Annotated in this window: 21 protein-coding genes and 1 rRNA gene; 9 read left to right on the top strand and 13 right to left on the bottom strand. The window is 51.4% G+C overall.

Annotated elements, in window-relative coordinates; translation table 11 throughout:
- Positions 1–62: 62 nt before the first annotated feature.
- The 7 genes from lepB to rseD all read right to left on the bottom strand — a co-directional run bounded on the left by lepB (position 63) and on the right by rseD (position 5,892).
- Positions 63–1,037, bottom strand: coding sequence for a signal peptidase I (gene lepB, locus ACJHX3_RS08845; RefSeq protein WP_000002542.1), 975 nt, complete (start codon positions 1,035–1,037; stop codon positions 63–65).
- Positions 1,038–1,052: 15 nt separating this feature from the next.
- A complete protein-coding gene (gene lepA, locus ACJHX3_RS08840; RefSeq protein WP_000790181.1) occupies positions 1,053–2,852 on the bottom strand; it encodes a translation elongation factor 4 in 1,800 nt (599 codons plus the stop codon).
- Between the two features lie 197 nt (positions 2,853–3,049).
- Positions 3,050–3,529 carry a SoxR-reducing system protein RseC gene (gene rseC / locus ACJHX3_RS08835; protein ID WP_000589057.1) on the bottom strand — a complete coding sequence of 160 codons (480 nt, stop codon included), beginning with the start codon at positions 3,527–3,529 and terminating at the stop codon, positions 3,050–3,052.
- The gene (rseB, locus tag ACJHX3_RS08830; RefSeq protein ID WP_000812040.1) at positions 3,526–4,482 is read right to left on the bottom strand and encodes a sigma-E factor regulatory protein RseB; all 957 of its coding nucleotides are present in this window, start codon (positions 4,480–4,482) and stop codon (positions 3,526–3,528) included. The genes rseC and rseB overlap by 4 nt, the downstream gene beginning before the upstream one ends.
- A complete protein-coding gene (gene rseA / locus ACJHX3_RS08825) occupies positions 4,482–5,132 on the bottom strand; it encodes an anti-sigma-E factor RseA (protein WP_001168459.1) in 651 nt (216 codons plus the stop codon). The genes rseB and rseA overlap by 1 nt, the downstream gene beginning before the upstream one ends.
- 32 nt (positions 5,133–5,164) lie before the next feature.
- On the bottom strand, positions 5,165–5,740 hold the full coding sequence (rpoE, locus tag ACJHX3_RS08820; protein ID WP_001295364.1) for an RNA polymerase sigma factor RpoE: 576 nt from the start codon (positions 5,738–5,740) through the stop codon (positions 5,165–5,167).
- On the bottom strand, positions 5,737–5,892 hold the full coding sequence (gene rseD, locus ACJHX3_RS08815; protein ID WP_001303621.1) for a rpoE leader peptide RseD: 156 nt from the start codon (positions 5,890–5,892) through the stop codon (positions 5,737–5,739). Before rseD ends, rpoE begins: the two co-directional genes overlap by 4 nt.
- A 255-nt stretch (positions 5,893–6,147) precedes the next feature.
- Here rseD and nadB point away from each other — a divergent pair, with 255 nt between their 5' ends.
- On the top strand, positions 6,148–7,770 hold the full coding sequence (nadB, locus tag ACJHX3_RS08810) for an L-aspartate oxidase (RefSeq protein WP_024044676.1): 1,623 nt from the start codon (positions 6,148–6,150) through the stop codon (positions 7,768–7,770).
- On the opposite strand, the gene trmN is transcribed toward nadB, so the two are convergent.
- Entirely contained in the window at positions 7,755–8,492 is a 738-nt protein-coding gene (gene trmN / locus ACJHX3_RS08805; protein ID WP_001295363.1) for a tRNA(1)(Val) (adenine(37)-N(6))-methyltransferase TrmN, read from the bottom strand. The genes nadB and trmN overlap by 16 nt on opposite strands.
- 131 nt (positions 8,493–8,623) lie before the next feature.
- Here trmN and srmB point away from each other — a divergent pair, with 131 nt between their 5' ends.
- Positions 8,624–9,958, top strand: coding sequence for an ATP-dependent RNA helicase SrmB (srmB, locus tag ACJHX3_RS08800; RefSeq protein WP_000219193.1), 1,335 nt, complete (start codon positions 8,624–8,626; stop codon positions 9,956–9,958).
- A 32-nt stretch (positions 9,959–9,990) separates the two neighbouring features.
- Here srmB and ACJHX3_RS08795 read toward each other — a convergent pair whose 3' ends face one another.
- Positions 9,991–10,872, bottom strand: a complete 882-nt coding sequence (locus ACJHX3_RS08795) for a LysR family transcriptional regulator (protein WP_094321842.1) — start codon at positions 10,870–10,872, stop codon at positions 9,991–9,993.
- Between the two features lie 102 nt (positions 10,873–10,974).
- Between ACJHX3_RS08795 and eamB the strand changes: the two genes are divergently transcribed.
- The gene (gene eamB / locus ACJHX3_RS08790; RefSeq protein WP_000189223.1) at positions 10,975–11,562 is read left to right on the top strand and encodes a cysteine/O-acetylserine transporter; all 588 of its coding nucleotides are present in this window, start codon (positions 10,975–10,977) and stop codon (positions 11,560–11,562) included.
- A 54-nt stretch (positions 11,563–11,616) separates the two neighbouring features.
- Here eamB and grcA read toward each other — a convergent pair whose 3' ends face one another.
- Positions 11,617–12,000: an autonomous glycyl radical cofactor GrcA gene (grcA, locus tag ACJHX3_RS08785; protein ID WP_000627804.1), complete on the bottom strand. Its 384-nt coding sequence runs from the start codon at positions 11,998–12,000 to the stop codon at positions 11,617–11,619.
- 304 nt (positions 12,001–12,304) lie between these two features.
- Between grcA and ung the strand changes: the two genes are divergently transcribed.
- Positions 12,305–12,994 carry a uracil-DNA glycosylase gene (gene ung / locus ACJHX3_RS08780; RefSeq protein ID WP_001262721.1) on the top strand — a complete coding sequence of 230 codons (690 nt, stop codon included), beginning with the start codon at positions 12,305–12,307 and terminating at the stop codon, positions 12,992–12,994.
- A gap of 47 nt (positions 12,995–13,041) precedes the next feature.
- Here the strand turns inward: ung and ACJHX3_RS08775 are convergent, their stop codons facing one another.
- Positions 13,042–14,079 carry a tRNA/rRNA methyltransferase gene (locus ACJHX3_RS08775; RefSeq protein ID WP_000997403.1) on the bottom strand — a complete coding sequence of 346 codons (1,038 nt, stop codon included), beginning with the start codon at positions 14,077–14,079 and terminating at the stop codon, positions 13,042–13,044.
- 206 nt (positions 14,080–14,285) lie between these two features.
- Here ACJHX3_RS08775 and trxC point away from each other — a divergent pair, with 206 nt between their 5' ends.
- From trxC to ACJHX3_RS08750, 5 genes are all read left to right on the top strand, one after another.
- On the top strand, positions 14,286–14,705 hold the full coding sequence (gene trxC / locus ACJHX3_RS08770) for a thioredoxin TrxC (RefSeq protein ID WP_001098726.1): 420 nt from the start codon (positions 14,286–14,288) through the stop codon (positions 14,703–14,705).
- Between the two features lie 68 nt (positions 14,706–14,773).
- Entirely contained in the window at positions 14,774–15,472 is a 699-nt protein-coding gene (gene tapT / locus ACJHX3_RS08765; protein WP_001376000.1) for a tRNA-uridine aminocarboxypropyltransferase, read from the top strand.
- 31 nt (positions 15,473–15,503) lie between these two features.
- Positions 15,504–18,164, top strand: coding sequence for a peptidyl-lysine N-acetyltransferase PatZ (gene patZ / locus ACJHX3_RS08760; protein WP_000082985.1), 2,661 nt, complete (start codon positions 15,504–15,506; stop codon positions 18,162–18,164).
- 113 nt (positions 18,165–18,277) lie between these two features.
- Positions 18,278–19,633: a CDP-diacylglycerol--serine O-phosphatidyltransferase gene (gene pssA / locus ACJHX3_RS08755; RefSeq protein ID WP_000949265.1), complete on the top strand. Its 1,356-nt coding sequence runs from the start codon at positions 18,278–18,280 to the stop codon at positions 19,631–19,633.
- Between the two features lie 45 nt (positions 19,634–19,678).
- A complete protein-coding gene (locus tag ACJHX3_RS08750; protein WP_001221085.1) occupies positions 19,679–20,002 on the top strand; it encodes a YfiM family lipoprotein in 324 nt (107 codons plus the stop codon).
- Here the strand turns inward: ACJHX3_RS08750 and kgtP are convergent.
- Together kgtP and rrf are read right to left on the bottom strand one after the other, a co-directional pair.
- The gene (gene kgtP / locus ACJHX3_RS08745) at positions 19,999–21,297 is read right to left on the bottom strand and encodes an alpha-ketoglutarate permease (RefSeq protein WP_000841106.1); all 1,299 of its coding nucleotides are present in this window, start codon (positions 21,295–21,297) and stop codon (positions 19,999–20,001) included. The two genes, ACJHX3_RS08750 and kgtP, sit on opposite strands and share 4 nt — an antisense overlap.
- Before the next feature lie 346 nt (positions 21,298–21,643).
- Positions 21,644–21,759: ribosomal RNA gene (rrf, locus tag ACJHX3_RS08740) — 5S ribosomal RNA — on the bottom strand.
- Between the last annotated feature and the right edge of the window lie 78 nt (positions 21,760–21,837).

The raw sequence follows: 21,837 nt of genomic DNA, 5'->3' as shown, positions 1-21,837 counted from the left end.
TTTATCTCATAAATAATTCACGTTGTCGCCATAACGGCGACAACGTGAACGAAGATGGGCTATTAATGGATGCCGCCAATGCGACTTAAGCGCACACCTGTCGGCCATTCGCCTTCTTGCTTATCGAAGCTCATCCAGATAGCCGTTGCCCGACCGACCAGATTCGCTTCCGGCACAAAGCCCCAGTAACGGCTGTCCGCGCTGTTGTCGCGGTTGTCACCCATCATGAAGTATTGTCCCGGAGGAACAATCCAGGTTGCCAGTTGTTGCCCTGGCTGCTGGTAATACATCCCCACCTGATCCTGCGCAATCGGCACTGTCAGAATGCGGTGCGTCACATCACCCAGTGTCTCTTTACGCTCGGAAAGACGAATTCCATTTTCTTTGGTTTCGTTTTTCGGCACTTCAAAGAATCCGCTGGTCGCTTCCCCACCATTACGGCGTGAGAAGGTCTGAACGAAATCGCTCGGTTCCACGTTTGAGTAGGTGACCGGCAGCGCGTTTTCACACGCCTGGCCGGAACTGCATCCCGGTTGAATCGTCAGCTCTTTTGAGACCGGATCGTAAGTGACTTTATCGCCCGGTAAACCCACCGCGCGCTTGATGTAATCAAGCTTTGGATCTTCCGGATATTTAAAGACCACGATATCGCCGCGTTTCGGATGACCGGTTTCGATCAGCGTTTTCTGGTAGATAGGATCTTTAATGCCATAAGCAAACTTCTCTACCAGAATAAAATCACCGATTAACAGAGTCGGCATCATCGAACCTGACGGGATCTGGAACGGTTCATAAATAAACGAACGCACAATCAATACGATAGCCAGCACCGGAAAAACAGAAGCACCGGTTTCCAGCCAGCCAGGCTTCGGCGCAACTTTCTTCAGCGTTGCTTTATCCAGTGAGTCACCGGCAGCCGCCTGCGCCGCTGCCTGACGTTCCCGCCGTTTAGGTGCGAAAAAGAATTTATCCACGCACCATAAAATGCCCGTCACCAGTGTGGCAATCACCAGAATCAGGGCAAACATATTCGCCATGCCAACTCCTAAGGGTTATTTGTTGTCTTTGCCGACGTGCAGAATGGCGAGGAACGCTTCCTGCGGCAGCTCGACGTTACCGATCTGCTTCATGCGTTTCTTACCTTCTTTCTGCTTCTGCAGCAGCTTTTTCTTACGGCTGATATCGCCGCCATAACATTTAGCCAGTACGTTTTTACGCAGCTGTTTCACGGTGGAGCGCGCAATGATGTGCGTACCAATCGCTGCCTGAATAGCGATATCAAACTGCTGGCGTGGGATTAGATCTTTCATCTTCTCCACCAGCTCGCGACCGCGGTTTTGCGAATTATCACGGTGGGTGATCAACGCCAGCGCATCAACACGTTCACCGTTGATTAATACGTCTACACGTACCATGTCGGACGCCTGGAAGCGTTTGAAGTTGTAATCCAGAGACGCATAACCACGCGAGGTAGATTTCAGGCGATCGAAGAAATCGAGCACCACTTCCGCCATCGGGATCTCGTACGTCAGCGCCACCTGATTACCGTGGTAAACCATATTGGTCTGCACGCCGCGTTTTTCTACGCACAGCGTAATAACGTTGCCGAGATATGCCTGCGGCAGCAGCATGTGACATTCTGCAATCGGCTCGCGCAGTTCGTAGATGTTATTTACCGCTGGCAGCTTGGATGGGCTGTCGACGTAGATAACTTCTCTTGACGTGGTTTCAACTTCATACACTACGGTCGGCGCAGTGGTAATCAGATCCAGATCGTATTCACGTTCCAGGCGTTCCTGGATGATCTCCATGTGCAGCAGACCGAGGAAGCCGCAGCGGAAACCAAAGCCCAGCGCGCTTGAGCTTTCCGGCTCATAGAACAGTGAGGCATCGTTCAGGCTGAGTTTACCCAGCGCGTCACGGAAGGCTTCATAGTCGTCGGAACTTACCGGGAACAGACCGGCGTATACCTGCGGTTTGACTTTCTTAAAGCCAGGCAGCGCCTTTTCTGCCGGATTACGCGCCAGCGTTAAGGTATCGCCTACTGGAGCGCCGTGGATATCTTTAATCGCACATACCAGCCAGCCTACTTCGCCGCATTTCAGTTCAGTACGGTCAACCTGTTTCGGCGTGAAGATGCCCAGACGGTCGGCGTTATAGGTCTGCCCGGTACTCATGACTTTCACTTTATCGCCCTTACGCAGGGTGCCGTTTTTAATACGGATAAGTGAAACAACGCCCAGGTAGTTGTCGAACCAGGAGTCGATAATGAGTGCCTGCAACGGGCCTTCCGGATCGCCTTCCGGCGGCGGAATGTCGCGCACCAGACGTTCGAGAACGTCCTGTACGCCAACGCCGGTTTTCGCTGAACAGCGCACCGCGTCAGTGGCGTCAATGCCGACGATATCTTCAATTTCTTCCGCCACGCGTTCAGGATCGGCTGCCGGCAGGTCAATCTTGTTCAGTACCGGCACCACTTCGAGATCCATTTCCATGGCGGTGTAGCAGTTTGCCAGGGTTTGCGCTTCTACGCCCTGCCCGGCGTCGACCACCAGCAATGCACCTTCACAGGCAGCCAGCGAACGGGAAACTTCATAGGAGAAGTCTACGTGGCCCGGGGTGTCGATAAAGTTAAGCTGATAGGTTTCGCCGTCAGACGCTTTGTAGTCCAGCGTCACGCTTTGCGCTTTGATGGTAATGCCACGCTCACGCTCAAGCTCCATGGAATCGAGAACCTGCGCCTCCATTTCACGGTCAGACAGGCCACCGCAGATCTGGATAATACGGTCAGACAGCGTCGATTTACCGTGGTCAATGTGAGCTATGATCGAAAAGTTACGTATATTCTTCATAAAGTATGATTATTGTGCCTTAATGCCCGGTTAACCAGGCTTTTAGAAGTCGCTGTTCTGAGCTTAACGTCTGTATTAATAGAAACGCCGCATTCTACACTACAACATTGAGGCGAGGAAATGTTCATACCGTATGGATTGTGGTATCTGGAAACGTCCTCGCATTTGTTATGCAAAATGCAACAAAGCCAGTGAAATCACTGGCTCGCGTCTTCCGAAGATGTTTCAAATCGCACAAGGCCAGGCGGCAATGCCACGCTTAAGATGATCGGTTGCCATTCTGCCCGGGCAGCAAACTTACGCGAATAGCCGCGCGCAATCAGGAACCCGCCAATACCGCCGAGGATCGCACCACATAATGCTGCGACGTCAGAAGCAAAGAGTAGCTGAAATAGCGAAGCGATGAGGAATAATCCCACCAGCGGCGACATATAAACCAGTAATGCGGAGCTAAGCAGGCTGCCTTCGGCGATCCCCAATTCCACTTTTTGCCCCGGCACTAACGGTTCATCACAGGGTACGACAATGGTATGCGTGGTTTGCGGGCCAAGTTTATTCAACACGCGGCTACCGCAACCGGCACGTGAAGCGCAGCTGCTGCATGAGGCTTTAACATCACAACTAACCAGCGCCTGCCCGTTTTCCCAGGAGACGACGGTAGCCCACTCTTTGATCATTGCGCTGCCCCGAACTTAATATTCTCGGCAATGCGTTTCGCCGTTTGCGGCGGCAGTTCACCGACAATGGTGATTTCGGCGTTATCACGTACGCTTGTACTGACGGTTCTGCGCCCGGTGCGCAACATCTGATCGGTGCTCGATGGCGTAGCGCGGTTAACGTTTACCGAGAAGCTGAATAATCCGTCGGAATAGAGACGTGATTCGATAGGCATGTTGTCCATCGTCGGTAGCGGACGTCGACTACTGGAAACTTCGCTAAAACCCTGTGGCAACCAGGTTGGCGTCCAGCTGAATTTAGCTTTTTCACCTACAGGAACAGAAAGCAACGGCGGCAAATTTGCCTTCGCCAGCGTCTGCATACTGCTGCCGATATCCTGATTGACATTAAAAGCAATCACGCGAAATTGTTCCAGCGTTTCACCATCGCGATCAAGGAGATCAACCCGCATCGGTAATTTCGATTCGGTGTCCATCCACACGATGTAGCTGTAGCGTGTACCATCTCGGGCAACCACACGAATGACTTCGCAAAGACGATCAGCAATACGCGTGCGCCCGACGGAGATAAAGTCGTAGTAAGGAGAAAGGCGTTTGAAATCGGTATAGATGAGCGATGGTAGAGAATCAACAATGTAATCGCCATTAAGCGTGAACGGTTCAAGTCCCGGTTCAAAATAGCTGATTTCATTGCCGCGCTGTACCACTTCCCGGCGCGGGCCATCCATTTGCAACAATTGTGCAAGAGGACGGTTATCGAGGCGTGCATGTCGATAACGCAGAGACTCAACACCCTGTTTATTGATGCTGATGAATGACAGCTCGTAATTCAGTGACTGACTGGCCAGGTTCATCTGCTGTAATAACGCCCCGGACGCGGGAGTGGCCGAGGCGTTAGCAGAGAATAACAGGCTACCTGTCACTAATGACATGGCAAACCAAAGTTGCTTCATTACTGCGATTGCGTTCCTAAAGTTTGAATTCCTGGCACCTGTACAGCGGCTTGCTGGGTTTGCGCCTGCTCAAACTGAAGCTGTTCAGAGTGGAGTCGGCGTTGCAGTTCGTAATCCTGCAACATTGCATTAATGCGACGACGTTGCTCCTGTACCTGCTGCTGTTGACCATTGTTTGCGGTCGCTTCAGAAGGTACTCCCAGGCTTACCGGGCTGGCTTTACCCATCATCGGCAGTGTATTAAATACCGGCGTTTCGGGCTGCTGGGACGTTTCAGATTGTCCATTATAGTGCTGGACGCCAACGATAACTGCAAGCGATACGCATGCGGCTACGCCCATTTGGGTAAGCTGTGCCGCCCACGGACGTACTTTCTGCCAGAATGGCATTTTCTGCCATTGATGCGGCGCAGGCTGGGCTTCCGGGATCAATGTCGCCGGTTGACGTACTGGCTCTTCTTCAATGGCGGCCATCACGCGTGAAGAGATATCGAAATGGAGCACCTCGGGAGTATCACCCCGCATTGAGTCACGGATTAAGTGATAGCTTTCCCAGGTTTTCTGCATTTCTGGGTTATGAGCCAGTTCGTTAAGCAGCTCACTATCCAGCGTTTCGCCATCCATTAAAGCGGAAAGTTGTTCTTTCTGCATGCCTAATACCCTTATCCAGTATCCCGCTATCGTCAACGCCTGATAAGCGGTTGAACTTTGTTATCAATAGCTTCCCTCGCTCGGAAGATACGTGAACGCACCGTACCTACCGGACAATCCATGATAGCGGCTATCTCTTCATAGCTCAGGCCATCCAGCTCCCGCAAGGTTATTGCCATGCGTAAATCTTCCGGGAGGGACTCAATAGTTCGGAAAACTATCTGTCTCAGTTCTTCTGACAACATTAAGTTCTCAGGGTTCGAAATTTCTTTCAACGCGCCGCCACTTTCGAAGTTTTCAGCTTCAATGGCATCCACATCACTGGAAGGTGGACGACGCCCCTGAGCAACCAGGTAATTTTTCGCTGTATTTACAGCAATCCGATACAGCCATGTATAAAAAGCGCTATCTCCCCGGAACGAATCCAGCGCACGATAGGCTTTAATAAAAGCTTCTTGTACCACATCGGGAACATCACCCGACGGCACATAGCGGGAAACCAGACTCGCCACTTTATGCTGATAGCGCACTACCAGTAAGTTAAAGGCTTTCTGATCTCCCTTCTGGACCCGTTCAACCAGGACCTGGTCCGTTAACTGCTCGCTCATCCGAGGTAAAGTCTCCCCAAACCAAATTTCCACGCGCTATCGAAACGCCACTCCATTAGCTGCAATTTGAGCAAGCAAAGGGTTAGAGTGTCTCGTTTTTGTAAAGTTCCGTAACGCATCTGTTTTTGTTTGTCATGCTGTAGACGGATCATTATCTATCATTATAAGTCTACAGAATCTGAACATCGCATTATCTGTGTAGAAATGCCCATTTAACTGCCTGAAGAGTAACCCAACGGCCTTTTTATTTCACCACCTAATCCTCCACCAGCCAGTAACTTCTCTTTTTCTCGCCGCCCTGAGTCAGCGTGTTTAGCCACTGTAACAAATATTAAAATAGCAGGTGTTTATTCGCACAACATGATGCTATGCTGACCAAATCGTGTTTAGTAAATTAAACAAAGAAAATGAATACTCTCCCTGAACATTCATGTGACGTGTTGATTATCGGTAGCGGCGCAGCCGGACTTTCACTGGCGCTGCGCCTGGCTGATCAGCATCAGGTCATCGTTCTAAGTAAAGGCCCGGTAACGGAAGGTTCAACATTTTATGCCCAGGGCGGTATTGCCGCCGTGTTTGATGAAACTGACAGCATTGACTCGCATGTGGAAGACACATTGATTGCCGGGGGTGGTATTTGCGATCGCCATGCAGTTGAATTTGTCGCCAGCAATGCACGATCCTGTGTGCAATGGCTAATCGACCAGGGGGTGTTGTTTGATACCCACATTCAGCCAAATGGCGCAGAAAGCTACCATCTGACCCGTGAAGGTGGACATAGTCACCGTCGTATTCTTCATGCCGCCGACGCCACCGGTAGAGAAGTAGAAACCACGCTGGTGAGCAAGGCGCAGAACCATCCGAATATTTGCGTGCTGGAGCGCAGCAACGCGGTTGATCTAATTGTCTCTGACAAAATTGGCCTGCCGGGCACGCGACGAGTTGTAGGCGCGTGGGTATGGAACCGAAATAAAGAAACGGTTGAAACCTGCCACGCAAAAGCGGTGGTGCTGGCAACCGGCGGTGCGTCGAAGGTTTATCAGTACACCACCAATCCGGATATTTCTTCTGGCGATGGCATTGCTATGGCGTGGCGCGCAGGCTGCCGGGTTGCCAATCTCGAATTTAATCAGTTCCACCCTACCGCGCTGTATCACCCACAGGCACGAAATTTCCTGTTAACGGAAGCACTGCGCGGCGAAGGTGCTTATCTCAAGCGCCCGGATGGCACGCGTTTTATGCCCGATTTCGATGAGCGCGGCGAACTGGCCCCGCGCGATATTGTCGCCCGCGCTATTGATCATGAAATGAAACGCCTCGGTGCGGATTGTATGTATCTCGACATCAGCCATAAGCCTGCCGATTTTATTCGCCAGCATTTCCCGATGATCTATGAAAAGCTGCTCGGGCTGGGGATTGATCTCACACAAGAACCGGTACCGATTGTGCCTGCTGCACACTATACCTGCGGTGGTGTAATGGTTGATGATCATGGGCGTACGGACGTCGAGGGCTTGTATGCCATTGGCGAGGTGAGTTATACCGGCTTACACGGCGCTAACCGCATGGCCTCGAATTCATTGCTGGAGTGTCTGGTCTATGGCTGGTCGGCGGCAGAAGATATCACCAGACGTATGCCTTATGCCCACGGCGTCAGTACGTTACCACCGTGGGATGAAAGCCGCGTTGAGAACCCTGACGAACGGGTAGTAATTCAGCATAACTGGCACGAGCTACGCCTGTTTATGTGGGATTACGTCGGCATTGTGCGCACAACGAAGCGCCTTGAACGCGCCCTGCGGCGGATAACCATGCTCCAACAAGAAATAGACGAATATTACGCCCATTTCCGCGTCTCAAATAATTTGCTGGAGCTGCGTAATCTGGTACAGGTTGCCGAGTTGATTGTTCGCTGTGCGATGATGCGCAAAGAGAGCCGCGGCCTGCATTTTACGCTGGATTACCCGCAGCTACTCACGCATTCCGGTCCATCGATCCTTTCCCCCAGCAATCATTACATAAACAGATAAAAAGCCTGGGTCAGCGCCGTATACGCTTCGGAATAGTTCTGGTCTGGCCCACGAATGACTAAGCGATCGCTAAAGCATTCTCCCGCCTGCGGGGAGAATGCCAGCAGCACCCGATGCGGCAGTCGCGCTTCGTTTTCCGCCACATCCGTCCGCAAACGTAAATGCCAGCCCATACTTAATGCCAGTTCAGTAAAACCATTACCAATCTGCTCTGGCAGCACCACGCAGAAAAATCCCTCTTCGGTAATGCACTCCGCCGCACAGGTCAGCAACGATGGGTGATCAAGCGTAGTGGTATAGCGAGCCTGTTCCCGTTGAGGTGTCGAGCACTCTACTCCCTGCTGATAGTAAGGTGGGTTACTGATGATTAAATCGAAGCGTACTGTCTGCTGTGTGATCCACTGCTGAATATCCGCCGTATGGACGTTAATCCGCTCTGCCCACGGGGACTGGTTGATATTTTCCTGCGCCTGCGCGGCAGCTTCACTTTCCAGTTCAACTGCATCAATCATTACGCTGTCATCGGTTCGCTGCGCCAGCATTAATGCCAGCAACCCGCTACCCGCGCCGATATCAAGGCAACGTTTTACCCCAGCCACCGGTGCCCATGCGCCCAGCAAAATGCCATCCGTTCCCACTTTCATCGCACAACGATCGTGAGCAACAAAAAACTGTTTAAAAGTAAATCCATTACGACGAAGCACGGATGTAGACTGTGACATGAAAATAAAACCTTGCAGGAAAAACGGCGATAGCACCGGGTGAGAACAATACCCGAGAAGCGATATCCATACAAACAGATGAAGATTGCAGCCGTAACGTCTATAATCAGCGCCCCACACAGAGGTAGAACATGACTGTAACGACTTTTTCCGAACTTGAACTCGACGAAAGCCTGCTGGAAGCCCTCCAGGATAAAGGTTTCACTCGCCCGACCGCCATTCAGGCTGCCGCCATTCCGCCTGCGCTCGATGGCCGTGATGTACTCGGTTCTGCGCCGACAGGCACCGGTAAAACGGCGGCGTATCTGCTGCCAGCGTTGCAGCACCTGCTCGATTTCCCACGTAAGAAATCCGGTCCGCCGCGTATTTTGATCCTCACCCCAACTCGCGAGCTGGCGATGCAGGTGGCCGATCATGCCCGCGAACTGGCGAAACATACGCATCTGGATATCGCCACCATCACCGGCGGCGTAGCCTATATGAACCACGCGGAAGTGTTCAGCGAAAATCAGGACATCGTGGTCGCCACGACCGGACGTTTGCTGCAATACATAAAAGAAGAGAACTTCGATTGCCGCGCGGTTGAAACGCTGATCCTCGACGAAGCAGACCGTATGCTGGATATGGGCTTCGCTCAGGATATCGAACATATTGCTGGCGAAACGCGCTGGCGTAAACAGACCCTGCTCTTTTCCGCAACGCTGGAAGGCGATGCGATTCAGGACTTTGCCGAGCGTCTGCTGGAAGATCCGGTGGAGGTTTCTGCCAATCCGTCCACCCGTGAGCGCAAAAAAATTCATCAGTGGTATTACCGCGCCGATGACCTGGAACATAAAACCGCATTGCTGGTGCATCTGTTAAAACAGCCGGAAGCGACCCGCTCAATTGTGTTTGTGCGTAAGCGTGAGCGTGTGCATGAGCTGGCAAACTGGCTGCGCGAAGCGGGCATCAACAACTGCTATCTCGAAGGTGAGATGGTACAGGGCAAGCGTAACGAAGCGATCAAGCGTTTGACCGAAGGTCGCGTAAACGTACTGGTTGCAACCGATGTTGCCGCGCGCGGTATCGACATTCCTGACGTCAGCCACGTCTTTAACTTCGATATGCCGCGCAGTGGCGATACTTATTTGCACCGTATCGGACGTACCGCGCGCGCCGGTCGTAAAGGCACCGCAATTTCGCTGGTAGAAGCCCATGACCATCTGCTGCTGGGCAAAGTTGGTCGCTATATTGAAGAGCCAATTAAAGCTCGTGTAATTGATGAGTTACGCCCGAAAACGCGTGCGCCAAGCGAGAAGCAGACCGGCAAGCCATCGAAGAAAGTACTGGCAAAACGCGCCGAGAAGAAAAAAGCTAAAGAGAAAGAGAAGCCGCGGGTGAAAAAACGCCATCGCGACACCAAAAATATTGGTAAGCGCCGTAAACCGAGCGGAACGGGCGTGCCACCGCAAACGACAGAAGAGTAATCTCAATGCCGGGTTTAAGCCCGGCATTATTTTTATCCCGGCAAAAAACACTCTTCAACACACTGAATAAAAGTGTGCATCGCCGGGCTAACCGCTTTTCCAGCATGGTGTGCGCACATGGCCGTAATGGTCTGCGACTGTTCGCCAAAAGGCAATTCAATTAATTCTCCGCTCTCAAGCTCTTTATCCACCGCAAAACGCGGTAAGTAACTGACCCCGATATTCGCCGCGACACAACGCTTGATACTTTCAATGCTTAACAGCTCAATGGTGTTTTCCACCGTGATCCGCCGCTGACGCAGCGTGCTCTCAAATATCTGCCGGAAGACACATTGCGGTTCGTTGATAATAAAGCTACAGGCGTTATGTCTTCCCGGCTCAGTAAAATCGACATCTGCAATTTGTGGTGAAGCCACCAGCACCAGCGATTGTTCACCCAACTCTCGTCGGTTCAGGGCATCATCATTCCCTACGCGATAAAAGACGCCGACATCGGCCTCATCATTCAGTAGCGCATCACGAATCACGTAACAGTTCAGCGACTGCAACGATAAACGCACTTTTGGTGCGCGTTGCCGAAAACGCTGCAACACCTGCGGCATTCGGTAAGAGAGTAACGTTTCGCCCGAAACAACGCGTAGTTCCCCGTCCGGATCCGACTCCTTTTTGGCAGCCTCACGAAGGGTATCCATCACTCTGGTAAGTTCATAGATGTGCGGCAGCAGCTTTTTCCCTTCGCGGGTAAGGCACATTCGTCGACCAATTTTCTCAAATAACTGTACTGAGAACTCCTGCTCAAGCTGTTGAAGATGAAAAGTCACCGTCGATTGTGTGCAGCACAATTTTTGCGAAGCTCGCAAAAAGGAACCCTCTTCCACCACGGTTTTAAGCGTAATAAAACGGCGCAGATCCATAACCCCAAACCTATCGAAAATATCGAATTTAGAATGTAAAAACATTCATTTTTTTAAATATTCCGTGTCGGGTACTGTCTACCAAAACAGAGGAGATAACAAGTGACACCGACCCTTTTAAGTGCTTTTTGGACTTACACCCTGATTACCGCCATGACGCCAGGACCGAACAATATTCTCGCCCTTAGCTCAGCCACAACGCACGGATTTCGTCAGAGTACTCGCGTGCTGGCAGGGATGAGTCTGGGATTTTTAATCGTCATGTTGCTATGCGCGGGAATTTCGTTTTCACTGGCTGTTATCGACCCGGCAGCAGTGCATCTGTTGAGTTGGGCGGGGGCGGCATATATTGTCTGGCTGGCGTGGAAAATCGCTACCAGTCCAACAAAGGAAGATGGGCTTCAGACAAAACCAATCAGTTTTTGGGCCAGCTTTGCTTTGCAGTTTGTGAACGTCAAAATCATTTTGTATGGCATTACAGCACTGTCGACGTTTGTCCTGCCGCAAACGCAGGCGCTAAGCTGGATAATTGGCGTCAGCGTTTTGCTGGCGATGATTGGGACGTTTGGCAATGTGTGCTGGGCGCTGGCGGGGCACCTGTTTCAGCGATTGTTTCGCCAGTATGGTCGCCAGTTAAATATCGTGCTCGCGCTGCTGCTGGTCTATTGCGCGGTACGCATTTTCTATTAATGAAAAAAGCGGAAGAGGTCGCCCTCTTCCGCTTAGTAACTTGCTACTTAAGCCTTACAGGCTTTCAGTAAAGGTACGAGCGATAACGTCGCGCTGCTGTTCCGGAGTCAGAGAGTTAAAGCGAACTGCATAACCGGATACACGGATGGTCAGCTGCGGATATTTTTCCGGATGCTTAACTGCATCTTCCAGAGTTTCACGACGCAGAACGTTTACGTTCAGGTGTTGACCACCTTCAACGCGAACTTCTGGTTTCACTTCTACTGGAACTTCACGGTACTCAATGTCACCCAGTTTGCTTACTGCAACCACTTCGTCTTCTGCAAAACCTGCTTTCGCAACGATGCAACGCGCTTCGCCTTTTTCGCTGTCCAGCAGCCAGAAAGAGTTCAGCAGATCGTCGTTAGCGGCTTTAGTAATCTGGATACCTGTAATCATGTGATGCCTCCCCGGCAAAATTATTTGATTTGTTCAGCCTGTCGCGGCCAATTGGTAAAACCATTGTTGCTTGAGTGTATATATACTCCTCAAACACCCTTGAATCTTTGATTTAAATCAATAAAAACCACACATCAAGTATGGTCGCAAATGGATTTTATTGTTTTACATCAACTTATGCAGGTGTGAAATTTTACCAATTTACATTTTTTTGCACTCGTTTAAGTCTAAAAAATGAGCATGATTTTGTTCTGTAGAAAGAAGCAGTTAAGCTAGGCGGATTGAAGATTCGCGGGAGAGCGAGATGGCAAACGAATTAACCTGGCATGACGTGCTGGCTGAAGAGAAGCAACAACCCTATTTTCTTAATACCCTACAGACCGTCGCCAGCGAGCGGCAGTCCGGCGTCACTATCTATCCGCCACAAAAGGATGTTTTTAACGCGTTCCGCTTTACAGAGTTGGGTGACGTTAAAGTGGTGATTCTCGGCCAGGATCCTTATCACGGACCGGGACAGGCGCATGGTCTGGCATTTTCCGTTCGCCCCGGCATTGCGACACCGCCGTCACTGCTGAATATGTATAAAGAGCTGGAAAATACTATTCCCGGTTTCACCCGCCCTAATCATGGTTATCTTGAAAGCTGGGCGCGTCAGGGCGTTCTGCTACTCAATACTGTGTTGACGGTTCGCGCAGGTCAGGCGCATTCCCACGCCAGCCTCGGCTGGGAGACCTTCACCGATAAAGTCATCAGCCTGATTAACCAGCATCGCGAAGGCGTGGTGTTTTTGTTGTGGGGCTCACATGCGCAAAAGAAAGGGGCGATTATTGATAAGCAACGCCATCACGTACTGAAAGCGCCGCATCCATCACCGCTTTCTGCGCATCGCGGGTTCTTTGGCTGCAACCATTTTGTGCTGGCAAATCAGTGGCTGGAACAACGTGGCGAGAAACCGATTGACTGGATGCCAGTATTACCGGCAGAGAGTGAGTAAATTTGCAGGAAAACGCCGGATGGCAGCGTTGCCACCCGGCTGATTTATCAGGCTTTATTCTGACGCCACCATTCACCAAGCAAAACGCCAGTTGCGACAGAGATATTTAGCCCGGCAACGTTGCCAGTACCGTCAATCTTCACGCGCAGATCGTTTGGATCGCGTGCGGCATCCGGTAACCCTTCATATTCCTGACCCAGCACCAGTACCATTTTCGCTGGCAGACTGGTTTTGAACAGCGGTTTCCCCTGCTCGCTGGAAGTTGTCACTACGGTGTAACCCGCCTGACGGAAATCATCCAGCACGTTAACAATGTTGTCGCCAGTAATCGGCTGAACGTGCTCTGCGCCGCCTTCTGCGGTACGGATAGCCGCACCCGACTCCAGCAGTGCCGCATCCTGCACCACAACGCCTTTCACGCCGAAGTGCGCGCAGCTGCGCATCATGCCACCCAGGTTATGCGGGTTAGATTCGTTTTCCAGTGCCAGAACGCAATCCTGCGCACCTGCCTGGCTTACCCACTGCTGCACAGTTGTGCCATTACGCTTTTTGATCAGGAAGCAAACGCCGCCGTGATGTTCCGTGCCTGACGCTTTTGTCAATTCCGCTTCATCCACCACATGGTACGCTTTGCGGTTTGCCGCCATCCAGCGCAAGGCTTCTTTAAAACGTGGCGTTACGCTCTGGATAAACCAGGCGCGAACAATCGCTTCCGGACGGCTCTGGAACAGTGCCTGACATGCATTTTCGCCGTAGACGCGGGTTTCTTCCGCACGCTGACGACGCAAAACTTCTGGATCAATAAAACTTTTACCACTGATGCCACCGTGATCGGCCTTTTCCGGCGTCTCATCACCCGGCGCGCGGGAAACCGTGCGCCACGGCGAATCTTCCCACTTGCGGTCACGGGGCTGACTCTGTTTGTCATCGCGGGCGGGGCGACGGCCACCGTCAGCACGAGATTTTCCTGGACGCCCGCCCCCTTTCCCGGTACGCGGGTTGTGGGTACGTTTATCAGAATCATCATCACTGCGGACATACATCACTTTGACCTTGCCGCTTTTACCTTTCATTTCATCGTTCATGCTTTTCTCCACCAGCGCTGCGCGAAGCGCGCAGATTACCCGAAGTCCGCGCGGTTCGCCATGATTTCGTACCAAAGCCTGCGACTATCATACCTATTGAATAAAACAGATTGTTGTCTGGAACAATGTCCCCGATAATATGTAACATATTAGAAACATACCGGCGTCGTTGCCGATAAGTCTCCTTACTCATCCCGAGGTTAGTTATGAATACCGTTTGTACCCATTGTCAGGCCATCAATCGCATTCCCGACGATCGGATCGAAGATGCGGCAAAATGCGGACGCTGCGGTCACGACTTGTTTGACGGAGAGGTGATTAATGCGACCGGTGAAACGCTCGACAAATTGCTGAAAGATGATCTACCAGTGGTGATCGACTTCTGGGCACCGTGGTGCGGCCCCTGCCGTAATTTCGCACCAATTTTTGAAGATGTCGCGCAAGAGCGTAGCGGTAAAGTGCGCTTTGTGAAAGTGAATACCGAAGCTGAACGTGAATTGAGCAGTCGCTTTGGAATTCGTAGTATACCGACGATCATGATTTTCAAAAACGGTCAGGTTGTCGACATGCTTAATGGCGCAGTACCGAAAGCGCCGTTCGATAGCTGGCTGAACGAATCGCTTTAATCTTACCGGGGCGCATCTTGTGCCCCGTTTTCTCCTCTGCGACAATGGCGTTTTTTCGACGCTCTCTTATGACCGAAAACGCTGTTCTTCAGTTACGCGCCGAGCGTATTGCGCGCGCAACACGTCCTTTTCTTGCCCGCGGTAATCGCGTTCTTCGCTGCCAACGCTGTCTTTTGCCAGAGAAATTATGTCTCTGTTCGACAATTACCCCAGCACAAGCAAAAAGTCGCTTCTGTTTGCTGATGTTCGACACCGAGCCAATGAAGCCCAGTAATACCGGGCGTCTGATTGCTGATATTTTGCCTGATACCGTTGCGTTTCAATGGTCGCGTACCGAACCCTCGCAAGATTTGCTGGATCTGGTACAAAACCCGGATTATCAGCCAATGGTGGTCTTTCCCGCCTCGTATGCTGATGAGCAACGGGAAGTGATCTTCACACCACCTGCCGGTAAGCCACCGCTGTTTATCATGCTCGATGGTACCTGGCCGGAAGCTCGCAAAATGTTTCGTAAAAGTCCGTATCTGGATAATCTTCCCGTCATTTCCGTCGATCTTTCCCGGCTTTCTGCCTATCGCCTGCGTGAAGCCCAGGCTGAAGGCCAATATTGTACTGCCGAGGTAGCCATCGCACTGTTAGATATGGCCGGCGATACCGGGGCGGCAGCAGGGTTAGGCGAGCATTTTACCCGCTTTAAAACACGCTATCTGGCAGGAAAAACGCAACATCTGGGTAGCATCACAGCAGAACAGTTAGAAAGCGTTTAAAATCATTCGGTCACTTCTGCGGGAGACCGGTATGAGTCAGCGAGGACTGGAAGCACTACTGCGACCAAAATCGATAGCGGTAATTGGCGCGTCGATGAAACCCAATCGCGCAGGTTACCTGATGATGCGTAACCTGCTGGCGGGAGGCTTTAACGGACCGGTACTCCCGGTGACGCCAGCCTGGAAAGCGGTGTTGGGTGTGTTGGCCTGGCCGGATATTGCCAGCTTGCCCTTTACACCCGACCTTGCGGTTTTATGTACCAATGCCAGCCGTAATCTTGCTCTTCTGGAAGAGCTCGGCGAGAAAGGCTGTAAAACCTGCATTATTCTTTCCGCCCCGGCATCGCAACACGAAGATCTCCGCGCCTGCGCCCTGCGCCATAACATGCGCCTGCTAGGACCAAACAGTCTGGGCTTACTGGCTCCCTGGCAAGGTCTGAATGCCAGCTTTTCGCCTGTGCCGATTAAACGCGGCAAGCTGGCGTTTATTTCGCAATCGGCTGCTGTCTCCAACACCATCCTCGACTGGGCGCAACAGCGTGAGATGGGCTTTTCCTACTTTATTGCGCTCGGCGACAGCCTGGATATCGACGTTGATGAATTGCTCGACTATCTGGCGCGCGACAGTAAAACCAGCGCCATCCTGCTCTATCTCGAACAGTTAAGCGACGCGAGGCGCTTTGTTTCGGCAGCCCGTAGTGCCTCGCGCAATAAACCGATTCTGGTGATTAAAAGCGGACGTAGCCCGGCGGCTCAACGTCTGTTGAACACCACGGCAGGAATGGATCCGGCGTGGGATGCAGCTATTCAGCGTGCCGGTTTGTTGCGGGTACAGGACACCCACGAACTGTTTTCGGCGGTGGAAACCCTTAGCCATATGCGCCCGCTGCGTGGCGACCGATTGATGATTATCAGCAACGGTGCTGCGCCTGCCGCGCTGGCGCTGGATGCCTTATGGTCACGTAATGGCAAGCTGGCAACGCTAAGCGAAGAAACCTGCCAGAAACTGCGCGATGCACTGCCAGGGCATGTGGCAATCTCTAACCCGCTCGATCTGCGCGATGACGCCAGCAGCGAGCATTATGTCAAAACGCTGGACATTCTGCTCCACAGCCAGGATTTTGATGCGCTGATGGTTATTCATTCGCCCAGCGCCGCTGCTCCCGCAACAGAAAGCGCGCAAGTATTAATTGAAGCGGTAAAGCATCATCCCCGCAGCAAATATGTCTCTTTGCTGACGAACTGGTGCGGCGAGCACTCCTCGCAAGAGGCACGACGTTTATTCAGCGAAGCCGGGCTGCCGACTTACCGTACTCCGGAAGGAACCATCACTGCTTTTATGCATATGGTCGAGTACCGGCGTAATCAGAAGCAACTACGCGAAACGCCGGCGTTGCCCAGCAATCTGACTTCCAATACCGCAGAAGCGCATCTTCTGTTGCAACAGGCGATTGCCGAAGGGGCTACGTCGCTCGATACCCATGAAGTTCAGCCCATCCTGCAAGCGTATGGTATGAATACTCTCCCTACCTGGATTGCCAGTGATAGCACCGAAGCGGTACATATTGCCGAACAGATTGGCTATCCGGTGGCACTGAAATTGCGCTCGCCGGATATTCCACATAAATCGGAAGTTCAGGGCGTAATGCTCTACTTGCGTACAGCTAATGAAGTCCAGCAAGCGGCAAACGCTATTTTCGATCGCGTAAAAATGGCCTGGCCGCAGGCGCGGGTCCACGGCCTGTTGGTGCAAAGTATGGCTAACCGTGCTGGCGCTCAGGAGTTGCGGGTTGTGGTTGAGCACGATCCGGTTTTCGGGCCGTTAATCATGCTGGGTGAAGGCGGTGTGGAGTGGCGTCCTGAAGATCAAGCCGTCGTCGCACTGCCGCCGCTGAACATGAACCTGGCCCGCTATCTGGTTATTCAGGGGATCAAAAGTAAAAAGATTCGTGCGCGCAGTGCGCTACGCCCATTGGATGTTGCAGGCTTGAGCCAGCTTCTGGTACAGGTTTCCAACTTGATTGTCGATTGTCCGGAAATTCAACGTCTGGATATTCATCCTTTGCTGGCTTCTGGCAGTGAATTTACCGCGCTGGATGTCACGCTGGATATCGCGCCGTTTGAAGGCGATAACGAGAGCCGGCTGGCAGTGCGCCCTTATCCACATCAGCTGGAAGAGTGGGTAGAATTGAAAAACGGTGAACGCTGCTTGTTCCGCCCGATTTTGCCAGAAGATGAGCCACAACTTCAGCAGTTCATTTCGCGAGTCACCAAAGAAGATCTTTATTACCGCTACTTTAGCGAGATCAACGAATTTACCCATGAAGATTTAGCCAACATGACGCAGATCGACTACGATCGGGAAATGGCATTTGTAGCGGTACGACGTATTGATCAAACGGAAGAGATCCTCGGCGTCACGCGTGCGATCTCCGACCCTGATAACATCGATGCCGAATTTGCCGTGCTGGTTCGCTCGGATCTCAAAGGGTTAGGCTTAGGTCGACGCTTAATGGAAAAGTTGATTACCTATACGCGAGATCACGGACTACAACGTCTGAATGGTATTACGATGCCAAACAATCGTGGCATGGTGGCGCTGGCCCGCAAGCTCGGGTTTAACGTTGATATCCAGCTCGAAGAGGGGATCGTTGGGCTTACGCTAAATCTTGCCCAGCGCGAGGAATCATGAGTAAGGTACTGGAAATGTTGACCACTTAATCGGGACTGGTGTTATTATTGCCCGCTTATGTCGTCTGCATTGCACAGAGGACCCTTCAATGAACAGAGAAGAAATGCACTGTGATGTTGTCAAAATTTAAGCGTAATAAACATCAACAACACCTTGCCCAACTACCCAAGATTTCTCAATCAGTTGATGATGTCGATTTCTTTTACGCTCCCGCCGACTTCCGGGAGACGCTGCTGGAAAAAATAGCCAGCGCGAAGCAGCGCATTTGCATTGTCGCCCTGTATCTCGAACAGGATGACGGTGGCAAAGGCATTCTGAACGCGTTGTATGAGGCTAAAAGGCAGCGTCCGGAACTGGATGTGCGGGTGCTGGTCGACTGGCATCGTGCACAACGTGGACGCATTGGCGCTGCGGCATCTAACACTAACGCTGACTGGTACTGCCGCATGGCGCAGGAAAATCCGGGCGTAGATGTTCCGGTTTATGGCGTTCCAATCAATACCCGTGAAGCCCTTGGTGTTCTGCACTTTAAAGGCTTTATCATCGACGATAGCGTACTTTATAGCGGTGCCAGCCTGAACGATGTTTACCTGCATCAGCACGATAAATATCGCTACGACCGTTATCATCTTATCCGTAACCGTAAGATGTCAGACATTATGTTTGAATGGGTTACACAGAATATTATGAATGGCCGCGGCGTTAATCGTCTGGATGATGTTAATCGGCCAAAAAGCCCGGAAATCAAGAACGACATTCGCCTGTTCCGCCAGGAGCTGCGTGATGCCGCTTATCATTTCCAGGGCGATGCCGACAACGATCAGCTTTCCGTAACGCCGCTAGTGGGACTGGGGAAATCGAGTCTGTTAAACAAGACCATTTTCCACCTTATGCCTTGTGCCGAGCAGAAACTAACCATCTGTACGCCATACTTCAACCTGCCAGCAATCCTTGTGCGCAATATCATCCAGTTGCTGCGCGAAGGGAAAAAGGTCGAAATTATTGTTGGTGATAAAACCGCGAATGACTTCTACATTCCGGAAGATGAACCTTTCAAGATAATTGGCGCATTGCCTTATCTCTATGAGATCAATCTGCGTCGTTTCCTGAGCCGTTTACAGTATTACGTCAACACTGACCAGTTAGTGGTTCGGTTATGGAAAGATGACGACAACACCTATCACCTGAAAGGGATGTGGGTTGATGATAAGTGGATGTTGATCACTGGTAATAACCTGAACCCGCGCGCCTGGCGTCTGGATCTGGAAAACGCCATTTTGATCCACGATCCGCAACTGGAGCTTGCGCCACAGCGAGAGAAAGAACTGGAGCTGATCCGCGAGCATACCACCATCGTTAAGCACTATCGCGATCTGCAAAGTATTGCCGATTATCCGGTGAAGGTTCGTAAACTCATCCGCCGTTTGCGCCGTATCCGCATCGACCGATTAATTAGCCGCATCCTGTAATCACAACCCCGTCCTGTACGGGGTTTGTTTTTTGGAGGCCACGTTTTGCGTATTCTTTTTGTCTGCTCGCTATTGTTACTTTCTGGATGCAGCCATATGGCTAACGATAGCTGGAGCGGGCAGGATAAAGCTCAACACTTTATCGCCTCGGCGATGCTTTCCGCCGCCGGAAATGAATATGCACAGCATCAGGGGATGAGTCGCGATCGCAGTGCCACTTTTGGGCTGATGTTCTCTGTTGGGCTGGGCGCGTCAAAAGAACTTTGGGATAGCCGCCCCGAGGGGAGCGGCTGGAGCTGGAAAGATTTTACCTGGGATGTCGCCGGTGCAACTACCGGCTATACCATCTGGCAGTTGGCGCATAATTAAAGGCGCATCCCCTTCCCTTTGCGATGTAGCATCAAAGAAACCAGAAACGCCACCACGGCCATCAAGGTCACATACCAGAAGAAGGCTGTTTCCATTCCTATTGATTTCAGTGACAACGCTACGTACTCTGCTGAGCCACCAAATATCGCATTAGCGACGGCATACGACAGACCAACACCTAATGCGCGAACCTGGGCCGGGAACATTTCAGCCTTCAGTATTCCACTGATTGAAGTATAAAAACTCACTATCAGCAGGGCGCACATCACCAGACCAAAAGCGGCATAAGGCGAAGAAACGTTCTGCAATGCTGAGAGAATAGGAACGGTAAAAATGGTTGCCAGAGAACCGAAACATAACATTGAGGTACGACGACCAATCTTATCCGACAGCGCGCCAATAAGTGGTTGAATAAGCATGAATACAAACAATGCGGCAGTCATAATGCCACTCGCCACGTTGGCATGCATTCCCGCAGTATTTACCAGATACTTCTGCATATAAGTGGTGAAGGTATAGAAACAAAGGGAGCCCGCAGCGGTAAAACCGAGAACCATGATGAATGCACGGCGATTGCGCCATAATCCTTTCAGAGATCCAGCTTCTTTTAAAGCGCGTGTTTCTTGTTGTGAAGTTTCATCTAACTGACGACGTAACCACAACGCCACTACAGCTAACACAGCTCCTAACGCGAAAGGAATACGCCATCCCCACTCTCTGAGTGCAGCGTCTTCCATGGTGTGTTGTAAAACCACGACAACCAGTAGAGCTAGCAGTTGCCCGCCGATCAACGTCACATACTGAAATGATGCGTAAAAACCTTTGCGCCCTTCAACGGCAACTTCACTCATATAGGTGGCGCTGGTGCCATATTCTCCGCCAACGGATAATCCCTGGAATAAACGAGCAAGAAGCAATAATGCCGGAGCCCAGGTACCGATTGTTTCGTAGCCTGGCAAACAGGCGATAACCAGTGAGCCGAAACACATCATACACACCGATAATAGCATCGATTTTTTGCGACCATGTTTATCGGCTATGCGGCCAAATAGCCAACCGCCTATCGGGCGCATCAGAAATCCCGCAGCAAAAACACCTGCTGTTTGCAGTAGTTGAGTCGTCGTGTTCCCGGAAGGGAAGAAGATGTGGGCGAAGTAGAGTGAACAGAACGAGTAGACATAGAAATCGAACCACTCGACCAGATTACCTGAAGAGGCCCCCACAATTGCCCAAATGCGGCGACGAGTATCACTACTTGTCAGTTTGCTGTCTGCCGTTACAGTACTTTCAGCCATGCCATTATGTCTCCTGCCGTAATCCGATGCTTTTGTCGGTCGCTGTTGTTTATTTTATTTGGTAAAGAAAATGTTATACATTTGTTGCGTATCATTATGCAACCTTAACCATGAATTTAGTTAGCAGGAAAATGGTTATTAAGGAGTTTAAGGATAGATTTCTGGTAAGGAGGAAGTATGGAAGTGGGCAATTTGGGGAAGCCGTATTCGCCTGGCGTATATGGAGGAATAAGCTGCCCCTACCGTGCCTGCCCAGGCTGGAGAAGACGTGCCAGCGTCGCACCCGGCATTTTTTGCACCAGCGCAAAAAGGCCATCCTGACGGATAGCCTTTCGCTTAATTTGATGCCTGGCAGTTCCCTACTCTCGCATGGGGAGACCCCACACTACCATCGGCGCTACGGCGTTTCACTTCTGAGTTCGGCATGGAGTCAGGTGGGACCACCGCGCTAAGGCCGCCAGGCAAATTCTGTTTCATCAGACCGCTTCTGCGTTCTGATTTAATCTGTATCAGGCTGAAAATCTTCTCTCAATCCGCCAA

The sequence above is a fragment of the Escherichia sp. WS1265 genome (assembly GCF_046487585.1).
GTDB classification, from domain to species: Bacteria; Pseudomonadota; Gammaproteobacteria; order Enterobacterales; family Enterobacteriaceae; genus Escherichia; species Escherichia coli.
Note: the sequence above shows the minus strand (reverse complement) of the source record. Positions and strands in the feature narration are given on the sequence as shown.